This window comes from Roseomonas aerilata DSM 19363, from assembly GCF_000711725.1.
GTDB classification, from domain to species: Bacteria; Pseudomonadota; Alphaproteobacteria; order Acetobacterales; family Acetobacteraceae; genus Roseomonas; species Roseomonas aerilata.
In genome coordinates, this window is the sequence record NZ_JONP01000004.1 from 130210 (window position 1) to 151138 (window position 20929).

General features: G+C 72.8%; 20 protein-coding genes. 13 read left to right on the forward strand and 7 right to left on the reverse strand.

From position 1 onward, the window contains the following. Positions 1–46: 46 nt before the first annotated feature. From BO39_RS06360 to lexA, 6 genes are all read left to right on the forward strand, one after another. On the forward strand, positions 47–667 hold the full coding sequence (locus BO39_RS06360; RefSeq protein WP_052401665.1) for an anthranilate synthase component II: 621 nt from the start codon (positions 47–49) through the stop codon (positions 665–667). A gap of 3 nt (positions 668–670) precedes the next feature. Further along, entirely contained in the window at positions 671–1678 is a 1008-nt protein-coding gene (trpD, locus tag BO39_RS06365) for an anthranilate phosphoribosyltransferase (protein ID WP_043831176.1), read from the forward strand. 100 nt (positions 1679–1778) lie between these two features. After that, positions 1779–2606 (forward strand): indole-3-glycerol phosphate synthase TrpC, encoded by an 828-nt coding sequence (gene trpC, locus BO39_RS06370; RefSeq protein ID WP_052401667.1) that lies wholly within the window; start codon positions 1779–1781, stop codon positions 2604–2606. Further along, on the forward strand, positions 2603–3079 hold the full coding sequence (gene moaC, locus BO39_RS06375; protein ID WP_043831178.1) for a cyclic pyranopterin monophosphate synthase MoaC: 477 nt from the start codon (positions 2603–2605) through the stop codon (positions 3077–3079). Before trpC ends, moaC begins: the two co-directional genes overlap by 4 nt. Beyond that, positions 3079–4284, forward strand: coding sequence for a molybdopterin molybdotransferase MoeA (locus BO39_RS06380; RefSeq protein ID WP_043831180.1), 1206 nt, complete (start codon positions 3079–3081; stop codon positions 4282–4284). Before moaC ends, BO39_RS06380 begins: the two co-directional genes overlap by 1 nt. Positions 4285–4398: 114 nt before the next feature. Beyond that, complete coding sequence (lexA, locus tag BO39_RS06385; protein ID WP_043831182.1) at positions 4399–5133, forward strand: transcriptional repressor LexA; 735 nt, start codon at positions 4399–4401, stop codon at positions 5131–5133. Positions 5134–5310: 177 nt separating this feature from the next. On the opposite strand, the gene BO39_RS06390 is transcribed toward lexA, so the two are convergent. Further along, the gene (locus tag BO39_RS06390; protein ID WP_052401669.1) at positions 5311–7494 is read right to left on the reverse strand and encodes a ComEC/Rec2 family competence protein; all 2184 of its coding nucleotides are present in this window, start codon (positions 7492–7494) and stop codon (positions 5311–5313) included. 78 nt (positions 7495–7572) lie between these two features. Here BO39_RS06390 and gltX point away from each other — a divergent pair, with 78 nt between their 5' ends. Next, positions 7573–8979, forward strand: a complete 1407-nt coding sequence (gene gltX / locus BO39_RS06395) for a glutamate--tRNA ligase (RefSeq protein WP_043831184.1) — start codon at positions 7573–7575, stop codon at positions 8977–8979. Here gltX and BO39_RS06400 read toward each other — a convergent pair. After that, positions 8960–9883: a LysR family transcriptional regulator gene (locus BO39_RS06400; RefSeq protein WP_245615009.1), complete on the reverse strand. Its 924-nt coding sequence runs from the start codon at positions 9881–9883 to the stop codon at positions 8960–8962. The genes gltX and BO39_RS06400 overlap by 20 nt on opposite strands. Before the next feature lie 120 nt (positions 9884–10003). On the opposite strand from BO39_RS06400, the gene BO39_RS06405 reads away from it, so the two are divergent. The 6 genes from BO39_RS06405 (at position 10004) to BO39_RS06430 (ending at position 15056) form a co-directional block, all read left to right on the forward strand. After that, positions 10004–11014, forward strand: a complete 1011-nt coding sequence (locus tag BO39_RS06405) for an ABC transporter substrate-binding protein (protein WP_043831188.1) — start codon at positions 10004–10006, stop codon at positions 11012–11014. Positions 11015–11018: 4 nt separating this feature from the next. Continuing rightward, positions 11019–12407 (forward strand): amidohydrolase family protein, encoded by a 1389-nt coding sequence (locus BO39_RS06410; protein ID WP_245615000.1) that lies wholly within the window; start codon positions 11019–11021, stop codon positions 12405–12407. Beyond that, the gene (locus BO39_RS06415) at positions 12404–13186 is read left to right on the forward strand and encodes an ABC transporter ATP-binding protein (RefSeq protein WP_043831192.1); all 783 of its coding nucleotides are present in this window, start codon (positions 12404–12406) and stop codon (positions 13184–13186) included. Before BO39_RS06410 ends, BO39_RS06415 begins: the two co-directional genes overlap by 4 nt. Then, positions 13183–13932, forward strand: a complete 750-nt coding sequence (locus tag BO39_RS06420; protein ID WP_211257394.1) for an ABC transporter permease — start codon at positions 13183–13185, stop codon at positions 13930–13932. Before BO39_RS06415 ends, BO39_RS06420 begins: the two co-directional genes overlap by 4 nt. After that, on the forward strand, positions 13932–14678 hold the full coding sequence (locus BO39_RS06425; RefSeq protein WP_043831194.1) for an ABC transporter permease: 747 nt from the start codon (positions 13932–13934) through the stop codon (positions 14676–14678). The genes BO39_RS06420 and BO39_RS06425 overlap by 1 nt, the downstream gene beginning before the upstream one ends. A 138-nt stretch (positions 14679–14816) precedes the next feature. Continuing rightward, a complete protein-coding gene (locus tag BO39_RS06430; RefSeq protein ID WP_043831196.1) occupies positions 14817–15056 on the forward strand; it encodes a hypothetical protein in 240 nt (79 codons plus the stop codon). 114 nt (positions 15057–15170) lie between these two features. On the opposite strand, the gene BO39_RS06435 is transcribed toward BO39_RS06430, so the two are convergent. The 5 genes from BO39_RS06435 to BO39_RS06455 all read right to left on the reverse strand — a co-directional run bounded on the left by BO39_RS06435 (position 15171) and on the right by BO39_RS06455 (position 20922). Continuing rightward, on the reverse strand, positions 15171–17237 hold the full coding sequence (locus tag BO39_RS06435; protein ID WP_052401672.1) for a methyl-accepting chemotaxis protein: 2067 nt from the start codon (positions 17235–17237) through the stop codon (positions 15171–15173). Positions 17238–17320: 83 nt separating this feature from the next. Further along, entirely contained in the window at positions 17321–18190 is an 870-nt protein-coding gene (locus tag BO39_RS29700) for a DUF697 domain-containing protein (RefSeq protein WP_052401674.1), read from the reverse strand. 49 nt (positions 18191–18239) lie between these two features. Next, positions 18240–19643 carry a YcjX family protein gene (locus BO39_RS06445; RefSeq protein WP_052401675.1) on the reverse strand — a complete coding sequence of 468 codons (1404 nt, stop codon included), beginning with the start codon at positions 19641–19643 and terminating at the stop codon, positions 18240–18242. A 5-nt stretch (positions 19644–19648) separates the two neighbouring features. Continuing rightward, positions 19649–20053 (reverse strand): lactoylglutathione lyase, encoded by a 405-nt coding sequence (gene gloA, locus BO39_RS06450; protein WP_043831198.1) that lies wholly within the window; start codon positions 20051–20053, stop codon positions 19649–19651. Continuing rightward, on the reverse strand, positions 20050–20922 hold the full coding sequence (locus BO39_RS06455) for an LpxI family protein (RefSeq protein ID WP_043831200.1): 873 nt from the start codon (positions 20920–20922) through the stop codon (positions 20050–20052). Before BO39_RS06455 ends, gloA begins: the two co-directional genes overlap by 4 nt. Positions 20923–20929: the final 7 nt, after the last annotated feature.

A 20929-nucleotide genomic window follows, 5' to 3' on the forward strand; every position in this document is an offset into this window, starting at 1 on the left:
GGCCCGGCTTGACCCGCGCCGGTCCCTCGGCCGAAGTGAGGGCGCCATGATCCTGCTCATCGACAACTACGACAGCTTCACCTTCAACCTCGTCCACTTCCTGGGGGAGCTGGGCGCGGAGGTGGAAGTCTGGCGCAACGACAGCCTGTCGGTGGATCAGGCGCTGGAGATGCGGCCGAGCGCCATCGTGCTCTCCCCCGGCCCCTGCACCCCGAACGAGGCGGGCATCTGCCTCGACCTCATCGGCGCGGCCTCGACGAAGGGCGTGCCGCTCTTCGGGGTCTGCCTCGGGCACCAGGCGATCGGGCAGGCCTTCGGCGGCACGGTGGTGCGCGCCCCTCAGCCGGTGCACGGCAAGGTGCACGAGATCACCCACGGCAACACGGACGTCTTCTCCGGCCTTCCCTCCCCCTTCCAGGCCACGCGCTACCACTCCCTCGTCGTCCGCCGCGACGACCTGCCCGAGCAGCTTGCGGTTACGGCGGAGACGGCGGACGGGCTGATCATGGGCCTCGCCCATCGCGACCTGCCGGTCTGGGGCGTGCAGTTCCACCCGGAGAGCATCGCCTCCGCCCACGGCCACGACATCCTGTCGAATATGATGCGCCTCTCCGGCATCAACCTTCCGCCGGCTGGACAAGCCGCTTCGCGATCGCGGGCGGCCTGAGCCATGTCCCTCAAGCCCGTCCTCGCCCGGCTCGCGGCGGGGGAGCGCCTTGCCGAGAGCGAGGCGGAATCGGCCTTCGGCACCGTCATGGCCGGCGAGGCCACGCCCGCCCAGATCGCGGGCCTGCTGATGGCCATGCGCGTGCGCGGGGAGACGGTCGCTGAGATGACCGGCGCGGTGCGGGCCATGCGCGCCCGCATGATCGCGGTGGAGGCGCCGGAGGGTGCCATCGACATCGTCGGCACGGGCGGCGACGCGGCCGGCACGCTGAATATCTCCACCGCCGCCGCCCTGGTGGTCGCTGGCGCCGGGGTGCCCGTCGCCAAGCACGGCAACCGCGCCCTTTCCTCCCGCTCCGGCGCCTCGGACGTGCTCTCGGCCCTCGGGGTGAACACGGATGTGCCCTTCGAGCGCCTGCCGGAGGTGATCCGCGAGGCCGGCATCTGCTTCCTCATGGCGCCCCGCCACCACGCGGCGCTGCGCCACGCCGCCGGACCCCGCATGGAACTGGCGACGCGCACCATCTTCAACCTGCTGGGGCCGCTGACGAACCCCGCGCGGGTGCGGCGCCAGATGACCGGTGCCTTCGCCCCCCAGTGGCTGCGCCCCATGGCCGAAACCCTCGGCCGCATCGGAACGGAGCATGCCTGGCTCGTCCACGGCCAGGGGCTGGACGAGCTGACGGTCGCCGGCCCCTCCGATGTCGTGGAATTGAAGGGGGGCGTGATCCGGGAGTTCCAGGTCTCGCCCGAGGAAGCCGGCCTCTCCCGCCACCCCGCCGAGTCGCTTCGCGGCGGCGAGGCCGCGGAGAACGCGGAGGCGCTGATCGCCGTCCTGAAAGGGGAGACGGGGGGCTATCGCGACTGCGTCCTGCTGAACGCGGCCGCCGCCCTTCTTGTCGCAGGGCGCGCGGCGGACCTCCGGGCGGGGGCGGCGCTGGCCGCGGAATCCGTCGCCTCCGGTTCGGCCCTTGCCGCGTTGGAGCGGTTGCGGGCGGCCACCGCCGCCTGACCGCCCCTCTTGCTCCCTCGCGCGGGGATGGCTGCCCCGCGGCCGGGGCGCCCGCCTCCGCTTGACGCCGGGCGCGCATCGGCCCCAGGAACCGCGCATCATGGACCAAACATTCCCGGTAACCGACGCGCCCTTCTCGGACACGCTCCGGCAGATCCTTGAGGGAAAGCGCGCCGAGGTGGAGGCCCGCCGGGCGCAGTCCCCGCTGGCGGAGATGGAGAAACGGGCCCGGCACTCGCCGCCCGTGCGCCCCTTCACTGCCTCCCTCTGCCAGGCGGTGGCGGAGATGCGGATCGGGCTGATCGCCGAGATCAAGCGCGCCTCGCCCTCCGGTGGCCTCATCCGCGAGCCCTTCGACCCCGCCGGCATCGCCCAGGCCTACGAGGCGGCCGGCGCGTCCTGCCTCTCCGTCCTGACGGACGAGCCCTGGTTCCAGGGCACCACCGAGCACCTGCATCTGGCGCGCGAGGCGACGCGGCTGCCGGTGCTCCGCAAGGACTTCATGATCGACCCCTGGCAGGTCTTCGAGGCCCGGGCGATGGGCGCGGACGCCATCCTGATCATCATGGCCGCCCTGACCGACGCCGAGGCGGAGGTGCTGGAGGACGTGGCGCGCAGCCTCGACATGGGCGTCCTCGTCGAGGTGCACGACGAGAAGGAGTTGCAGCGCGCCCTCGGCCTCGAGACGCGGCTGATCGGCGTGAATAACCGCGACCTCCGCTCCCTGAAGACCGACATCTCCGTCACCGAGCGCCTGGCGCCGCTGGTCCCCGCCGACCGCATCCCCGTGGCCGAGAGCGGCATCCGCACCCCCGCCGACGTGCGCCGCATGGCCGCCGCCGGCGCCCGCTGCCTGCTGGTGGGCGAGCACCTGCTGCGCCAGCCCGATCCCGGCGCCGCCGCGCGCGAGCTGGTGGGGGCGGCTTGAGCGGCCCCCTCACCCATTTCGACGCCGCCGGCCGGGCGGCGATGGTGGATGTCTCGGCCAAGCCCGAGACCGTGCGGGAGGCCACCGCCCGCGGGCGGATCACCATGCGGCCCGAAACCCTGGCCCTGATTGCCGAGGGCCGCGCCGGCAAGGGCGACGTGCTGGGGGTCGCGCGCCTCGCCGGCATCATGGCCGCCAAGCGCACGGCCGACCTTATTCCCCTCTGCCACCCCCTCTCCCTTTCCTCCGTCACGCTCGACCTGGAACTCGCCGAGCCCGACGCGGTGGAGATCGCGGCCACGGTCCGCACGGCCGGGCGGACGGGGGTCGAGATGGAGGCGATGACCGCCGTCAGCGTCGCCGCGCTGACCATCTACGACATGGTCAAGGCCGCGGACCGCGGCATGCGGATCGAGGCGGTGCGACTGGTCAGGAAGTCCGGCGGCAAGTCGGGCCTCTACGAGGCGCCCTGATGATCGCCGTCTCGGAGGCGCTGGATCGCATCCTCGGGAATCTGACGCCCACCGGGGCGGAGACGGTGGCGCTGCCGGAGGGCCCGGGCCGCGTGCTCGCGCGCCCGCTGGAAGCCCGGCTGACCCAGCCGCCCACCGACGTGTCCGCCATGGACGGCTATGCGCTGCGTGCGGAGGACGCGGCCGTCGGCGCGCGCCTGCGCGTGATCGGCGCCTCGCCGGCCGGGCATCCTTTCGAGGGCAGCGTCGGTCCGGGCGAGGCGGTGCGGATCTTCACCGGCGGCGCCCTGCCGCCCGGCGCCGACGCCATCCTCCTGCAGGAGGACGCGAGCGCCGGGGACGGGCACGTCATCCCCACCGAGGCGCCGCGGGCCGGCCGCTGGATCCGGCGCGCCGGCCTCGACTTCCGCGCGGGCGACACCCTCCTCCCCGCCGGCCGCCGGCTGACGGCGCGCGACATCGGCCTCGCTGCCGCCGCCAACCATCCCTGGCTGCCGGTCCACCGCCGCCCGCGCATCGCGATCCTCGCGACCGGCGACGAGATCGTGTTGCCCGGCGAGGCACTGCCCCCCGGCGGCATTGTCTCCTCCAACGCCCACGCCCTCGCCGCCCTGATCCGGGCGGCGGGCGCGGAACCGCTGGTGCTGCCCATTGCGGGCGACGACCGCGAGGCCATCGCCGCCGCCGCCGGGGCCGCCGCGGGCTGCGACCTCATCGTCACCACCGGCGGGGCGAGCGTGGGCGAGCACGACCTGGTGCAGGCGGCGCTCAGCCCGCAGGGCTTCTCCCTCGACTTCTGGAAGATCGCCATGCGGCCGGGGAAGCCGCTGATCTGGGGCGGCCTGCGGGGCACGCCGCTGCTCGGCCTGCCGGGTAACCCCGTCTCGGCCATGGTCTGCGCCGTGGTCTTCCTCATTCCCGCTCTCCGCCGCCTCTCCGGCCTGCCGGCGGGCCCGGTGGAGACGCGCCACGGCCTTCTCGGCCGCGCCCTGGAGGCGAACGACCGCCGCCGGGACTACATCCGCGCCACCCTTTCGCGCGACGGGGAGGGCCGGGCGGTGGTCACGCCCTTTCCCCTGCAGGACAGCTCCATGCTGGCGACGCTGGCCAGGGCGGACGCGCTGATGATCCGCGCCCCGCATGCACCGGCGGCCGAAGCCGGCGCGCCGGTGGAGTTTGTGGAGCTCTCCTCCCTCGGCGTCTGAGGCTCCTTGAGCGATGCCATTGACCGACGCGGGAGAACTTTCATAGAACTCTCCCGTCGGTTGCCCGTTTGTTCGTGCAAGAGACCCCCCCGCCCCCAGGGAGACGCCCGGACCATGCTGACCCGCAAGCAGCACGAACTGCTCCTCTTCATCGACAAACATCTTCGAAGCACCGGCTTCTCGCCCTCCTTCGAGGAGATGAAGGAGGCGCTGAACCTCAAGTCGAAGTCCGGCATCCATCGCCTGATCACGGCGCTGGAGGAGCGCGGCTTCCTCAAGCGCCGCGCTCACCGCGCCCGCGCGCTGGAAGTGCTGCGCGTGCCGGACAGCCTTTCGCCCCGGATGGCCGCCGTGGCCGTGGCTGCCCCCCAGCCCGCCCAGCCCCCCTCCTTTGCGCCGAACGTCATCCGCGGGAACTTCGCGCAGAACCTGCCGGGCGCGGTCCGCACGGCCAACGATGCCGCGGCCGTCCACCTCCCCCTCTACGGCCGCATCGCCGCGGGTCTGCCGATCGAAGCCCTGCGCGACGGCGGCGAGAGCGTGGAGGTCCCCGCCGCGATGCTCAGCGGCGGCGAGCACTACGCGCTCGAAGTCGCGGGCGATTCGATGGAAGGCGCCGGCATTCTCGACGGCGACACCGTCATCATCCGCCGCGGCGACACGGCCGACAACGGCGCGATCGTTGTCGCCCTGGTGGACGAGAACGAGGTCACGCTGAAACGCCTGCGCCGCCGCGGCAACTCGATCGCGCTGGAAGCGGCCAACCCCCGCTACGAGACCCGCATCTTCGGGCCGGACCGGGTGAAGGTGCAGGGACGGCTGGTCGGGCTCGTGCGCCGTTACCACTGAGGGCTCTAAGAGACTGTTCTAGAAGGGCAGTGCTCATGACTTTAGGGAGAGGAAGAAGGAAGTCTTCCTCTCCGCAGCCCCCTATCCATCAACTTCTTCTATCTGTTTGAAATCACTTTGCGGATGAGGTGCCGGAGAGGGCGGAGCCCTCTCTGAAGCCGCAAGCGCCAGCCCAGCTCACTCCGCCTCCGCCAACGGTTCTGCCCCTGCCCGCGCCCGCGGCACGGGTGCAGGCGGCACCCAGGGTCGGTCCCCCCGGTTGGCGCGGTCGGACAGGATCTGCGCGCCGGCCGCGGCCAGCCAAATCGCGTGGGAGCCGTCACGCCAGACGCTGAAGCGGTCCACCCGCGGGGTATCGCCGCAGCGCCCGCGGATAGGTTCAAGGGAGATCAGGACCGCCGCCTCACCGCAGCCGGTCTCCGCCAGCACGGGCGGAGGAGGCGGCGCGGGCCCACGGCGGGGCGCCGGCACACTACGTGGCGGCTGACGCAAGAGAACAGCGGCTGCCACGTCCACGCGCGGCCGAAGCAGGCAGGAAAGCGGCGTGCAGACCACGCCAGGCGCCTCGCCGCTCCGTGGGAGGGGGGCCGCGTCCTCCTCGCCCCAGCTTCGCAGCCAGGACTCGCGGGTCAGGCGGCTGGCACCGGAGGCGCGCTCGGAAAGAACCCCGGCGGGGGTCGAGACGGCGAGCATCCGCCCATCGGCGGCGATGAGGATGTCGGGCGGGGTGGTGACAAGGCCTGAGAGGAGGCCGGCCGCCATCATCGGCACCCCCGCCCATCGCCAGGGCAGCCCCCAGAGGCAGAGCCAGCAGAGCCCGAGCGCGAAGAGGCCGAGCCCCCAGGCCGGGATGGGCGGCGCCGCGATGGCCGCGCCGGGCCAGGCCGCGACCGTGCGCCCGACGAGGAGCGTGGCGTCCACCCCCCAGCCCATCACGGCGAGTGCCGGCCCCTCGAGCCCGAGCGGCATGAGGAAGGCCGCCAGCATTCCCGCGGGCATGACGATGAAGGAGGTGAGCGGCACGGCGACCGCGTTGGCGGCCACGCCGTAGAGCTGCAGCCGCCCGAAATGGTGAAGGCCGAAGGGCGTGGTGGCCGCGCCCAAGATCAGCGAGGTCGCCATTAACCCGATCACCACCAGCGCCGCCCGGCCCGGGGCGCCCATGGCACGCAGCCGCCGGGTCAGCCCGCGCATGCCCTCGGCCGCGGCGATCAGGGCGAGCACCGCGCCAAAGGACATCTGGAAAGACGGGCCGACCAGCGCCTCCGGAGCGAAAAGCAGCACCACGCCCGCGGCAAGGGCCAGCGCCCGCGGCGAGAGCGCCCGCCGCCCCGTCAGGATCGCGAGGGTGGCCAGTGCCGCCATGGCGAAGGAGCGCAGCATCGGCACGCCCGCGCCCGTCAGCAGGGTATAGGCTCCGCCGAGGGCGAGCCCGAGCACCGCCGCCGCGCCCTTCGAATCGACGCGCAGCGCGAGCCAGGGGATGGCGGCGATGCCCGCGCGCAGGGTCACGAAGCCGAGCCCGATGACGATGGCGACGTGAAGGCCCGAAGGCGAGAGGAGGTGCGCGAGACCCGCATCCCGCAGAGCCGCCAGCGCCGGGGCTGGGATCGCCGATTGGGAGCCGGTGAGAAGCGCCGCCGAGACCGCTCCTGTCTCACCTGGCAGGGCGGCGGAGACGCGCGCCTCGATCGCGGCGCGCAGGCCGGCGAAGAGGGGTGCCCCGGCCCGCGGCGTGACCTCGGCCGGGTTCAGCGCGAAGCCGGACCCTGCCAGGCCCGAGAAGAAGGCCGCGCGCTGGAAGTCGAAGGCGCCGGGATAGGCGGGCGGCATCGGCGTTCGCACGAGGGCGCGGACGGCAAGATCGTCCCCTGGCACCGGGCGCGCGGGGTCGTTGTTGCGCAGCCTCACCCGGATCGCGCGCTCCAGCGGCGGCCCGTCTGCGAGGCGCGGCGCCTCGAGCGTGACGCGGCGCCCCTCCGGCAGCAGGTCCACGGCGGCCACTCGGCCCGAGACGACGACGGCGGTGCGCGGCAACTCCGCCAGGGGTGCCGCGGCGCGCGCGTGGAACAGGGCGGCCGCGAAGCCGAGCGCGGCGGCGCCCACCAGCGCCAGCGCGGCGCCGGCCAGCGGATATCGCCGCCGCAGGAGGAGGGAGAGAGTGAGAAATGGCCAGGGCAGCGCCATCCAGGCCGCGCCGGGTTCCGCGCGAAGCCCGAAATAGGCGAGCACGCCGGCCCCCATGGCCACCGGCAGCCAGAGCGGCCACCGGCTCCACTCGGCCGCCGCCCAGCCGGCGGCGCGCTCGGCGAGCGTCAGGGCAGGGGCGGCGAGGAAGCTTTGGGCGGCGTGGGCGGACATGGTCGGCCGCGATCCTAGACCAGCCGATCACGCGGGCGTGAGGGGTCAACAGCGGCTTTCCGCGTGATAGAGGAGCGCATGACCGTCCGAACCCGCTTCGCCCCCTCCCCCACCGGCTACCTGCACATCGGGGGGGCGCGCACCGCCCTCTTCAACTTTCTCTTCGCGCGCCACCACGGCGGCAAGTACCTCCTGCGGATCGAGGACACGGACCGCGCGCGTAGCACGCCCGAGGCGGTGCAGCAGATCCTGGACAGCCTCGACTGGCTCGGCCTCTCGCCCGACGAGCCGCCGGTGATGCAGACCTCGCGCGAGGCGCGGCATGCCGAAGTCGCGCGGGCGCTGCTGGAGAAGGGCGCCGCCTACCTCGCCTACGACACGGCGGAGGAGCTGGTGGCCATGCGCGAGCGCGCCCAGGCCGAGGGCCGCCCGCCCCGCTACGACGGCCGCTGGCGCGACCGCGACCCGTCCGAGGCGCCCGCCGGCGTCGCGCCCGTCATCCGCATCAAGGCCCCGCGGGAGGGCGAAACGGTGGTGCGCGACCTCGTGCAGGGGGAGGTGCGCGTCGCGAACAGCGAGCTGGACGACATGATCATCCTCCGCTCCGATGGCACGCCCACCTACCTCCACGCCGTGGTGGTGGACGATCACGACATGGCCATCACCCATGTCATCCGCGGCGACGACCACCTGACCAACACCTTCCGCCAGTGCATGGTCTACGACGCCATGGGTTGGGAGCGCCCGGAATTCGCGCATATCCCGCTCATCCACGGGGCGGACGGGGCGAAGCTGTCGAAGCGACACGGCGCGGTCGGCGCGCTCGAGTTCCGCGACCAGGGGCTGCTGCCGGAGGCGGTGTGCAACTACCTCCTCCGCCTCGGCTGGGGCCATGGGGACGAGGAGTTCGTGCCGCGCGAGCGCGCGATCGAGCTCTTCGACCTGAAGGATGTCGGCCGCGCCGCCTCCCGCATGGACTACGCGAAGCTCATGCACCTCAATGGCCAGTATATCCGCGCCGCCTCGCCCGAGGCGCTGCTGCCGCGCGTGCTGGAGCGGCTCGGCAAGGTCGGCGAGGTGCAGGCGGCCCGCGTCGCCGCCCTCATCCCCGACCTTCAGCCCCGCGCGCGGAGCCTTGCCGAGATGGCCGACGGCGCGCGCTTCGCGCTCGCCAACCGCCCGCTCAAATACGAGCCCAAGGCCTCCCTCGCCCTTGAGGACCACGAGGCACGGGAGCGCCTGTCGGCGCTGGCGGGAGCGCTTGCGGGCGTGGAATGGGAGCGGGCGGCGCTGGACGCGGCTCTGCGCGCCTTCGCGGAGGCGCAGGGCGTGAAGCTCGGCCAGGTGGCGCAGCCGCTGCGCGCCGCGCTCACCGGAAGCCTGCAATCCCCGCCGATCGACGCGGTGCTGGCGGCGCTCGGCCGCGAGGAGAGCCTGGCCCGCATCGGCGACGGGGCGGAGGGGGTTACGCTCGTCGGCGGCTGAGCGCCCCCGGCTCCGCGATCTCGGCCAGCGCGGCGAGGAGGCGTTCCAGCAGCGCCTCCGTCAGCGCCGGCAGCCGCCGGTCGCTCGGCACGCAGACCGCGAGCACGGTGCGCGACGGCGCTGCCTCGTCCAGCGGCCGCCAGACCAACTCGCCCCGCCGCTCGTCCGCCAGCACGTCAAGGCGCGAGAGGAAGGCGACGCCGAGCCCCGCCCGCGCCATCGCGCGCATCGGCAGCACGCGGTTGCACTCGGCGAGCGTCATGAGGTTCACCCCTGTCGCCTGCACGGCCTGGGAGAGTTCCCAACGGTCCGCGATGCTCGCATCCGGCACGATGGCGGGCCAGGCGGCGCAGTCCCGCAGGCTCAGCCGCTCGGCCGCGGCCAGGGGATGATCGGGCGCGACCACCGCACCCATCGGGAAGTGGAAGCGCCGCACCACGCGGGCGGGGCCGGGCTCGGCCGGGTTGAAGCAGGCGCCGAGATCGACGGTGCCGTCGGCGAGCGCCCGCAGAACGCCCTCGGCGTCCGACATCGTGACCGCGAAGCTCGCGCGGGGCGATTCGCGGCGGAAGGCCGTCAGCAGCGGTGGCAGCACGGCCTCGGACAGCGCCTCCCCTACCGCCAGCCGCACGGTGCCGCTGCCGGGGCCGCGCATGGCCTCCAGGCTTTCCCGCAACTGCCGCTCGTCGCGACGCCAGAGGCGCAGCCGGTGCAGCAGCATCTCTCCGGCAGAGGAGAGACGCAGGCCGCGGGGCAGGCGCTCGAAAAGCGGCAGGCCGAGTTCGGCCTCGAGGTTCAGGATCTGCCGGTTCACCGCGGAGGGGGCGAGCGCCAGGTGCTCGGCCGCGCGCCGGATACCACCCTGCCGGGCGGTCTCCTCGAAGCAGCGCAGGGCCTGGGTCATGAGCGGCAAGCGGTCGGCTCCGTCCGTTGCATTTATCGCAACGGTCCGGCGCAAATTATGTCATGGAATTGATCGGTCAAGGACGGCAGATTGCGGGCCCCGTCCCGCAGGTGTCCCGCCATGACCGCCCTCTCCCGCCGCCTGGTCCTTGCCGCCCCCGCAGCCCTCGCGCTGCCCGGCCTCGCGGTTGCGCAGCCCAAGCCGCTCCGCGTCGCCTTCCTCTGGATCCCGAATGTCGAGTACGCGGGGCTCTGGGTCGCGCTGGACCGCGGCTACATCAAGCCGGCGGAGCTGCAGTGGCAGCCGGGTGGCCCAAACGCGACGGCCCCGGTGGTGACAGTCGCGGCTGGGGGTGCCGATATCGGCTACGTGCAGCTCCTGCCCTTCCTCGACGCCGTCTCGAGGGGCAACGAGTTCGTCCTGCTGGCGGCAACCTTCCAGCGTTCGCCGCTCGGCGTCATCTCGCGCGGGGACAAGCCGATCCGCGCGGCCTCCGACCTGCCGGGCAAGAAGATCCTCGCCCAGGGCCCGAACGAGCGCACGGCGGTGGACGCGGTGCTGAAACTGAACAAGCTCCAGGGCGGCGTGGAGTTCGTGCCGGCCGGCTTCTCGCCGGAGCCGCTGCTCGCGCGCCAGGGCGACGGCTACACGGGCTTCGAGACGAACCAGGTCGTGACGCTGGAGCGGATGGGCCAGACGCGGGGCCGCGACTTCCACTTCGTCTCGATGGATTCGATGGGCTACCGCTCCTATGCGAGCATGATCTTCACCACGAAGGCCTTCCTCCGCTCCGACCGGCCGGCGGTGGTGCGCTTCCTCGCGGGCCTCACGCGCGGCTGGGCAGAGAACGCGGCGGACCCTGCCGTCGCCGCGCGTCTGGCGGTGCGCAACTACGGCCGCGACCTCGGCCTCGACCTCGATCAGCAGACGCGGCAGAACGCCATCCAGAACACCTTCCTTCGCTCGCCGGAGAAGGCGGACGCCCCGATCCTCGCCCTCGACAAGGAGGTGCTGGCCGGTCCGATGATGGAGGCCGCCCGCGCCACCGGTCGCAGCAACCTGCCGGCGATCGAGGACTTCACCGACTTCACCGTGATGGAAGAGGTCCATCGCACCCTGGCGAATGGCTGATCCCGTGGAAACGAACACCCCGCCCCGCCCGGTGGACCTGCTGGTCGAGGGCTGCGACCTTGTCGCCTTCGATGCCGCCGACACCGTGCTGCGCGACGCCGCCATCGCGGTGACGGACGGCGCGATTGCCTGGGTCGGCCCCGCCGCCGAGGCCCGCGCCCGCTTCGCGCCGCGCGAGCGGATCGATGGGCGCGACCGCATCGCCATGCCCGGGCTGATCGACAGCCACATGCACACCGCCCAGCAGTTCCTGCGCGGCAAGCTCTTCGAGATGTCGCGCCGCGGCATCGGCATGCGCAACCCGATCTGGAAGAACTACTACATCCCCTTCGAAGGGATGCTGGATGAGGAGGACGTGCGCCTCTCCGGCCTCGTCGCCTATGCGGACATGCTGAGCACCGGCACTACCTGCTTCGCCGAGGCCGGCGGCCCGCGCCCGGACATCATGGGCGAGGCGGCGCTGGAAGCGGGCATCCGCGGCGTCATCTCCCTCTCCACCGTGGACATGGGCACGGGCATCCCGGACAGCATGATGCTCACGACCGACGAGGCGCTGCGCCGCAACGTCGAACTGGTGGAGCGCTGGCGGCAGAAGGGCGAGGGCCGCGTGACGGCAAGCCTCGCGCTGCGCCAGATCATGGTCTGCACCACCGACCTCATCCGCATGATGGCGGAGGAGGCACGGCGGATGGGCGCCATGATCCACACCCATCTCTGCGAGGGTTCCTACGAGATCGACTTCTCGCTGGAGCGCTTCGGGATGCGCCCGGCGGAGTACCTCGACAGCATCGGCTGCATGGGGCCCTTCCTGCACGCAGCTCACGCCATCATGCTCTCGCCGAACGAGATGGACCTGCTGGTCAGCAACGACGTCTCGGTCGCCCACTGCGCCTTCAACAACTACGCCATCGGGCATCCGCGCGTGATCGAGATGCTGCGCCGGGGCATCCGCCTCGGCCTCGGCACCGACGGCGCGGCGGCCCTGGGCACGATGGACATCTTCCAGGTCGCGCGCTGCGGGCGCATCGCCCAGCAATGCATCGGCGGCACCTCCTGGCATGAGCGCTTCTCGATCAGTGGGGAGACGGTTCTGCGCGCGGGCTGCGCCGGCGGCGGCAAGGCGCTCGGCCTCGATATCGGCTCGCTGGAGGTCGGCAAGCGCGCTGACATCCTGTTGGTGAAGGCCGACGATCCCGACCATTTCCCGGTCTATGACCCGCAGTTCACCGCCGCCAACACCGTTGTAGGGCGCGACGTGCGGACCGTGATCGTGGACGGGCGTGTGGTGATGAAGGAGCGCGAGTTCACGTCGCTCGACACCGAGCGCCTGCGCGCCCGCCTGCGCGAGCGCCACCCCGCCCTGATGGAGCGCTTCGAGGCCGCCGTCATATGACGGCAGGGGCCGCCATCGCGCTCGCGGACGTCACCCGCCGCTTCCCCCTCAAGGGCAGCCGGGAGGGCGTGCTGGCGCTCGACCGCGTGACGCTCGACGTGCGGCCCGGTGAGTTCGTGGCGCTGCTCGGCCCCTCCGGCTGCGGCAAGTCCACCCTCCTGCGGATGACGGCGGGCCTTGACGCGCCGAGCACCGGCACCGTCCGCGTCGGCGGCGAGGCGCCGGCCGCCATCGCCGCCCGCCAGGGCTTCGGCGTCGCCTTCCAGGACCACGCGCTGCTGCCCTGGCTGAGCGTGCGGGACAATATCGCCCTGCCCTATCGTGTCGCCGGCCGGCGGGTGGATGCGGCGCGCGTCGCGGAGCTGATCGCGCTGGTGAAGCTGACGGGCTTCGAGGAGGCCTTCCCGCGCGCGCTCTCGGGCGGCATGCGCCAGCGCGTGAACATCGCCCGCGCGCTCGTGCTCGAACCCGCTGTGCTGCTGCTGGACGAGCCCTTCGGCGCGCTCGACGCCGTGACGCGCCGGCACATGAATCTGGAACTTCAGCGCATCTGGACGGAAACGCGCACCACCACCCTGCTGGTGACCCACGCGGTGGAGGAGGCGCTGTTCCTGGCGGACCGCGTCGTGGTCATGACCGGCCGCCCCGGCCGTGTGGCGCAGGACCTGCCCGTGCCCTTCCCCCGCCCACGCCCCGTGGAGGTGATGCGCGAGCCCGAGTTCCACCGCCTCTCGGACGGCCTCGTCGCCGCGCTGGAGCCGGAGGCGGCGGAGCCTTGAGGATCGCCCGCGACCCGCGCGTGCTCGGGCTGCTCGGCACGCTGCTGCTCTGCCTCGCCTGGGAGGCGATCGGCGCCTCCGGCCTCGGCGGCTTCACCTGGCCGCCGCTGTCGCGCGTGGTCGCCATGCTGGCGGATCCCGACCGCTGGGACCTGTTCGGCCGCGCGGCGGGCGCGACCCTCTCCGCCGCCCTCACCGGCTACGCCCTCGGCGCCGCGGCCGGCATCGTGCTCGCGGTGCTCACGCATCTCCTGCCGCCCCTCGCACCCGGCGCGGACAGGCTCGCGGCGGGGATGAACGCGGTGCCCAGCGTGGCGCTGGCCCCGGTCTTCCTCGTGCTGCTCCCGGCAGGCGGAACGCCGGCCACGCTCTCCGGCATCGGCGTCATGTTCCTCGTCTATGTCGCCACCGCCTCCGGCCTACGGGCTGCGGGGGCGGCGCACCAGGACCTCTTCTCCGTGCTCGGCGCTCGCCCGGCCGCGCGGCTGCTGCGGCTGGAACTGCCGGCCGCCCTGCCCTCCATCTCCACCGGCCTGCGCCTCGCGGTGCCGGCGGCACTCATCGGCGCCGTCATCGGCGAGTGGTTCGGTGCCCCGCGCGGCCTCGGCGTGCTGATCGTCAACGGGATGCAGAACTTCCAGATCGTCCTTCTCTGGAGCGCCGTGCTGCTTGCGGCCCTTCTCTCCCTGGCCGGCTTCCTCATCGCCACCGCCGTGGAGCGCGCCGTGCACGCGCGGTTCCGCTGATGCGCGCCCTCTCGGCCCTCATGCGGGATTGGTGGGGGGTCGGGCTGATCCTCCTCGCCTGGCAGGCCTGGGTGGTGGTCTCGGGCATGAACGCCATCGTCATGCCCCACCCGCTCGACGTGGCAGCGGATCTGGCGACGGGGATGGGCGACTACCTGCCGGCGCTCGGCGTCAGCCTCTCGGCCGCCATGGCCGGGCTGGTCGGGGGCTTCGCGCTGGGCCTGCTCCTCGGCATCCTCACCTGGGCCTCGCCGGTCGCGGCGGGGATGCTAACGCCGGTCACGGTCCTCTTCTCCTCCGTGCCGGTCGTCACGCTCATCCCGGTGCTGGCGAGGCTTTTCGGCTATGGGCCGGGCACGGTCGTCGCGATCACCGTGGTGATCTCCTTCTTCCCTGCTTTTGTCTTCTCCTCAGCCGGGCTACGCGCCCTGCCGCCGGGCAGCGCGGACCTGTTCCGAGTGCTGGGCGCCTCGCGCTGGCGGGTGCTCGTCTCCCTCGCCCTGCCCGCCGCCATGCCGAGCCTCGCGGTCGCGCTGCGCATCGGCGCCGCCCATGCCTTGCTGGCCGCGATGGTAGCGGAATACCTGATGGGCAGCTCAGGCCTCGGCGCCATGTTCGCCGCCGCCAAGTCGGAGCTGCGGACGGAGCGCGCCCTCGGTGCCAGCCTCATCGTGGCGGGCGCGTCCCTGGCGCTCTATCTCCTCTCCCTCTGCGCTGAGAGATGGGCGAGGGCGCGCTTCAACTAGCCTCCAGCGCCCCGCTTGCATCCACCGGCCGAATAGACAGCATCCATGCCATGAAGTGGACCGGGCGGGCCCGGCCGCGCATATAACCCCTACAAGACGACGACGTAATGCCGCCGCCATCCACTAAGGATATGAGCGATGTCCCTTTCCATGCTTACCCGTAACCTTCGCGCCCTTGGCCTCGCGGCCGCCGTGCTGGGTTCCTTCGCCGCGCAGGGCGTCTCCGCCCGCACGCTCGACACCATCGACGGCCCGATCACCGTCCCTGACGCAGTGCCGGTGCAGACCCGCACGCCGCTGTCCTCCCCCTCGAAGACTCCCGCCCAGATCTTCCTGGAGCGGAGCGGCGCCACGGGGGGCGACGGCCAGCACGCCTGAACCGGCGGGCCGGTCATCCGGCTTGAACGCGAGGGGCCGCCGGCACTGCCGGCGGCCCTTTTTGCGTGGGCGCGGTCAGTCACCCGCGCAGCAGGATCCCGATCGGCCCCAAGCTCAGGCCGCCCGCACCTCGGCCACGAAGGCGTTCACCGTCCCGTTCAGGCGCTCCGCCTGCTTCGAGAGATCGGAGGCGGAGGTCAGCACCTGCCCGGAGGCGGAGCCGGTTTCCACCGAGTCCTGGCTCACCGTCGCGATATCGGCCGCCATCGTCTCCGTCGCCCGGGCCGTTTCCTGCACGGTGCGGGCGATCTCCCCCGTGGCCGCCGTCTGCTGCTCCACCGCGGCGGCGATGGCGACGGCGATGCTGCTCACCTCCTCGATGGTGCGCCCGACGCCGCCGATCGCCGCAACGGCCTGACCGGTCGCAGACTGGATGGCCGCGATCTGGCCGCCGATATCCTCGGTCGCCTTGGCCGTCTGGGCCGCGAGCGTCTTCACCTCCGATGCGACGACGGCGAAGCCCCGGCCAGCCTCGCCGGCGCGGGCGGCCTCGATCGTGGCGTTCAGGGCGAGAAGGTTCGTCTGGCTCGCGATATCCGCGATCATGCGCACCACGTCCCCGATCCGCGCGGCGCCTTCGGACAGCGCCTGGACGGTTGAATCCGTGTCCTTGGCGTCCTGCACAGCCCGCGCCGCCGCCTCGGTGGCGTGCGAGACCTGCCGGCTGATCTCGCCGATGGAGGCGGTGAGCTGCTCGGCGGCCGCGGCCACCGTCTGCACGCCCGCGCTGGCTTGCCCCGCGGCCGAAAGGACACGTCCCGCCCGCTCGCTCGTCTTCTCCGCGGTGCCGCTCAGCCCGCGCGCCGTGGCCTCGAGCTCGCCGGAGGAGGAGGAGAGGTTCCGGACCATGTCACCGGCCTGCGCCTGGAAGCCCTGCACGAGACCTTCCATCCGCACGGCGCGCGCCTCGCGGGCGGCGCGCGCCGCCTCTGCTTCCGCGCTGAGGCGCCGCTGCTCGATGGAGTTCACCCGCAGTACCTCGACCGCCGCCGCCATCTCGCCCACCTCGTCCGCGCGGCCACGACAGGGAACCTCAATATCGAGTTCCCCGGCGGCGATGCGGCCGACATTGCCGGTCATCTGCCGCACCGGCAGCACCAAACGCCGCAGCAGCAGCACGACGCCGGCGATCGCGAGCGACAGCGCGATCCCTGCCAGGGCGAGGCTCGCCAGCAGCCGCAGCCGCGCCCCGGCCGCAGCGGCGTCACCCTGCGTGACGGCCGCATCCAGCGCCGCGTCGCGCAGCGCCAGCACGGGGATAAGTGCCGGCACGGTCCAGCGCGCGAACTCCGCCGGGCTGGAGGGCCAGGCCGGCGCCGCGGACTTGCCGTAGGCCGCCATCGCCGCCTCCACGAAGGCGCGATAGCGCGGCTCGATGCCGCGAACATACTCGGCCTCAACCTTGTCCAGGACCTCCAGCAGACGCGCCTCGCCCCGTGCCCGCGTCAGCCGCCGCGCATCCTCCATCGCGCTCTCGATCCGGCCGTTCACCCGAACCGCGCCCGACAGTGTCGCATCGGTGACCGGCTGGCCCGCCAGCCACGCGTTGATCTGCAGGCTGCGACCGCCCATCTCGTTCCGCACCGCCATCACTTGGCCGGCGATCTCCACGAGTGTCGCGAGCGGCGGGGCGGCGCGGAGGATTCTTTCCTCCGCCGCCCGGGCAGCGCCCTCCAACCCCGCAATGATCTCGGCCCGGCCGCTGATCAGGTCGGCAACGAGCTTCGGATCGCCCTGCTGGCCGTTGCGGGCGACTAGCTCTGCGACGCGGCGGCGCAGGGAGGCGAGCTTGCGCGCGGACTCATCGATCGCATCGGTGGCCAGCCCCTCGGCCCGGACGGCGCGGCGCACCTCCTCCAGCAGCGCCTCGGTTAAGCGCTCGCTCGCCTGGAGCTCGGCGGGGTTGGCCGCCCCCGTACGCCCGGCGGCGCTCAGCATCCCGCTCTCTACCCCGAGCGCGGTGATGCCGCGGAGCGTCCCGCTCAGCACGCGGGTCGAGTAGGTGGCCTGGTTCGCCATCTTCCAGGTGTTCCAGGCCTGCCAGGAGTTCCAGCCGAGCCCGATGAACCCCGGCAGGGAAATCGCGGTGACGCCGGCAAGAAGAAGAGTGCGAATGCGCATGACGATCCCTGAGCAGTGCTCAGGAATACTCGGTGAATAGCGTCAACATCGCGTAAATGGCGGGCCGGGCGGGCCCCTGCGCCTCACGCGCGCGGCACGATCCGGCAGGCGGCTGCCGTCGCGCGGGCGAGGGTGATCAGGCGGCGGGCGGCGACCGCCCCCGTCGCGGCCTCTCCCACCACATGGCCAATCAGCGGGTTGGTGACGATGGCGCGCACGGCCGTGTCGGTCGCCACCTCCGTCGCCGCGACGGTCGCCGCGTCGAAGGCGGCACGGCGAAGAAGGGAGGCGGTGGCGGCAATGCCCGGCCGCATCCCGTGCAGCGCGGCCACCTGCCGCACCAGCCGCAGCCCGCGCCAGCCGACCACCAGTGCGTCGAGCGAGGGCGAGGGGCTGATCGCGGTGGCCGCGAAGCCCTGGATCGCCGCCAAACGCCCGAGCGCGCGCGCCTCGCCGTCCAGCGCGGCCAGGGGGCCCGCTTCCAACAGGGCGCGAAGGGCGGAAAGATCCGGCGCCTCGCGCAAGGCCGGCAACGCGGCGGCCGCGAGCGGGATCGGCTCTGCCCAGGCGAGCACATGCGCCTTGGCAGCCTGGTGGTCGCCGCGGGCAAAGGCCGCACGTGCGGCGTCTACCGCGCGCAGCTGGAATAGGGCACGGAACTCCCGCACCACCGCCCAGCCGAGCGCGCCGAAGCCGCCGAGAGCCACGGCCAGGGTCAGCCAGCCGAGCCAGGCCGCGCGCCCGAACTGCTCCGCCACGTAATTGCCGGCCGCGAGCGCCGAGAAGCCGAGGATGAGAGCCGAGAGCCCGATCGCGAGGAGCGAGAGGGTGGAGATGCCGAGCGAGGGCACGGCGACGGGGCTGGTCTCCGCCTCCCAGGCATGGTCCAGGCGGGCTTGTCCGGCCTCCTCCTCCAGGATCACCCGGGGCGGGCGGTGGGCGGTCTCGCTCAACGGGGGCCTCCTTCGCGCGGACCCCGGATATGGCCCGACGGGCGCGGGTTTACAGCGCGTCGCCCAACAGCCCCGAGAGCAACCCGTCGAGCCCGAGATGCGGCACGCCGCCGCGCCCATCCGCCTCCAGCCCGGGCGGGCGGAAAACCGGCATCTGGAAATAGGCCGCGTTCCAGAAGCTCTCGGGCGGGCGGCGGGCCGGAACGATACCGGGATCGACCGTCGCCCAGCGCCCGTTCTCCAGCAGGATCCCGCGGACGGCCGGCGAAGCGCGCCCCTCGTGCAGGGCCGTCGCCTCCTGGGTGCACCGGATGGCCGCCACCGTGTGGACAGACACTGCCGCGCCCGCGATCTCGGCCCGCCGCCGTGGCGCATCCACGAGGTCCGCGAGAAGGGAGGAAAGGCTGTCCCGGCTCACCTCCGGCACGTGGTCGGCCTTGGTGGCGGCGAAGGCCACGCGGGCGATGCCGGCGCCGGTCAGCAGGTCCAGCCAGCCGCGTCCGTAGCGCAGCGTGCCGGAGATGGCGGCCAGCGCCTCGGCCGTGTCGTCGAAGGCCTCGCGCCCGGCATGAAGGGCGCCGAGCACGTCCACCAGCACCACCTGCCGGTCGAAGCGGCGGAAGACGGGATCGAGGAAGCGGTCGCGCTGGTCCCTCAGGTAGGCGGCGTAGCGCCGCTCCAGCAGTTCGCCCAGCGGCGAGCCGCGCGCCGCCTCGGGCATGGGGAAGAACCAGAGCAGCGGCGCATCGCCCGCCGGGCCGGGATTAAGGAAGCGGCCGGGCTGGAGGAAGCGCAGGCCGAGCTCGTCCCGCGCCTCGAGAAGGAAGCGGCGGTAGAGCGAGTGGCCGCGGCGCGCCAGCGAGTCCTCGGCCGGAGCATTGGCCGGCAGGGCGCGGGCGAAGGCGAGGAATTCGGCGGCGGGCGTCGCGCGGATGCCGGTGGAAATCCGCGCCAGCGTCTCCTCGGACCAGGTGGAAAAATCCTGCCCGAACATCGGCAGGTCGAGCAGCCATTCGCCGGGGTAGTCGAGAAGGTCGAGCGTCACCTCGCGATCCGGCAGGAACTGGCCGTAGAGGCCGCGCCGACGGATCACGAGGGAGAGGGAAAGGGTGGAGAGGTCGTCCGTCCGCTCGGGCCAGCGCGGCGGATCGGCGGCCAGGGCGGCGAGATGCGCCTCCGCATCGAAGCGCGGCGTCGCCTCCACGCCCGGCGGGACGGCGCGGGCGCGCTGGAGGCGGCCCGAAGTCGCCTCCAGCCCCGGCAAGGTCCGCCGCCCAGCCCCCGCCGCCACGAGATTGGCGACGAGGGAGGTGAGGAACACCGTCTTCCCGGCGCGGGAAAGGCCGGTCACCGCCAGCCGCACCCGCTCCCGCCCGGCGAGCGCAAGGGCTGCCTCCGCGCTGCGGCTGGCGGCCTCGTTGAGGACGCGGACGGGATCGGGAAAGAGCGCCACTCGGACTACTGGCGCTGGATCAGCTCGATCTTGTAGCCGTCCGGATCCTCGACGAAGGCGATGATGGTCGTGCCGTGCTTCACCGGCCCGGCCTCTCGCACCACCTTGCCGCCCTCGGCGCGAATGCGCTCGCAGGCGGCGGCCACGTCGGGCACGCCGATGGCGAGGTGGCCGAAGGCGCCGCCCATCTCGTACTTCTCGGTGCCGTAGTTATAGGTCAGCTCGATCTCCGCCTCGCCGGCCGCGTTGCCGCCATAGCCGAGGAAGGCAAGGGTGTACTTGCCCGCGGGCACGTCGTTGCGCCGAAGCTCCCGCATGCCGAACATCTGCGTGTAAAACTTCACGCTCCGCTCGAGATCGCCGACGCGGATCATCGTGTGAAGGAACTTGCCCTTCGGGGTATCGCTCATGTAGCGGCTCCTGCTGTCGCCGCGCCCACATGGTCATCCGGGTGGATCGCGAGAAGGAAGAGGCCCGCGGAATTCGCGCGCTCTACCATTCCCGCCCGGTCGAGCAGCAGCGCGCCCTCCGCCTCGAAGGCGATACCGGAGAGCCCGGCGGCGACGGCGTTCTCCACCGTGCGCGGGCCGAGCGCGGGCATGTCCACCTCCCGGTCCTGGCCGGGCTTGACCAGCTTCACCAGCACGCCGCCCGGACCATCCCGCCGCAGCCCGCCCACGCGGGCGAGCAGCGCGTCCGTGCCCTCGATGGCCTCGACACCGAGCACCAGGCCCTGCTGCACCACCGCCCCCTGGCCCACATCCACCGCGCCCAGCGCGCGCACCACGGCCACGCCACGGGCGATGTCGGAGAGCGCCATGGCGCTCGGCCCGGCGCGCGTGAGAAGGCCGGAGGGGGCCTGGGCTTCGGCAAGGAAGCGCGTGGGGCCAACAGGATCGAACCCTTCCTCCCGCAGCACCTGCCGGATGGCCGAGAGCAGCGTGTCGTCCCCGCTGAAAGCCTTCATACCGATACGCGCGATGTGGCGCGCCGCGCCGGCATCCGGCCGGAGCGAGAGGATGGAGGGGCGGCGGATATCGCCGACGAGCACGAGCTGCCGCGCTCCCTGGCCCTTTAGCCAGTCGATCGCGGCTCCTGCGGCGCCGAGCCGGATGGCGATCTGCGGCACCCCGACCCAGTCTCCCGGCCGGGCAAAGCCCTCCAGCAGTACGGCGACATAGGGCCGTCCGGTGGCGCGGCAGGCCGCCGCCACCTGGAGCGGCATGGCGCCGCCCCCGGCCACGATCCCGACGGGCCCCTCGGCATGCGGCTGGTTCACGCGCGCC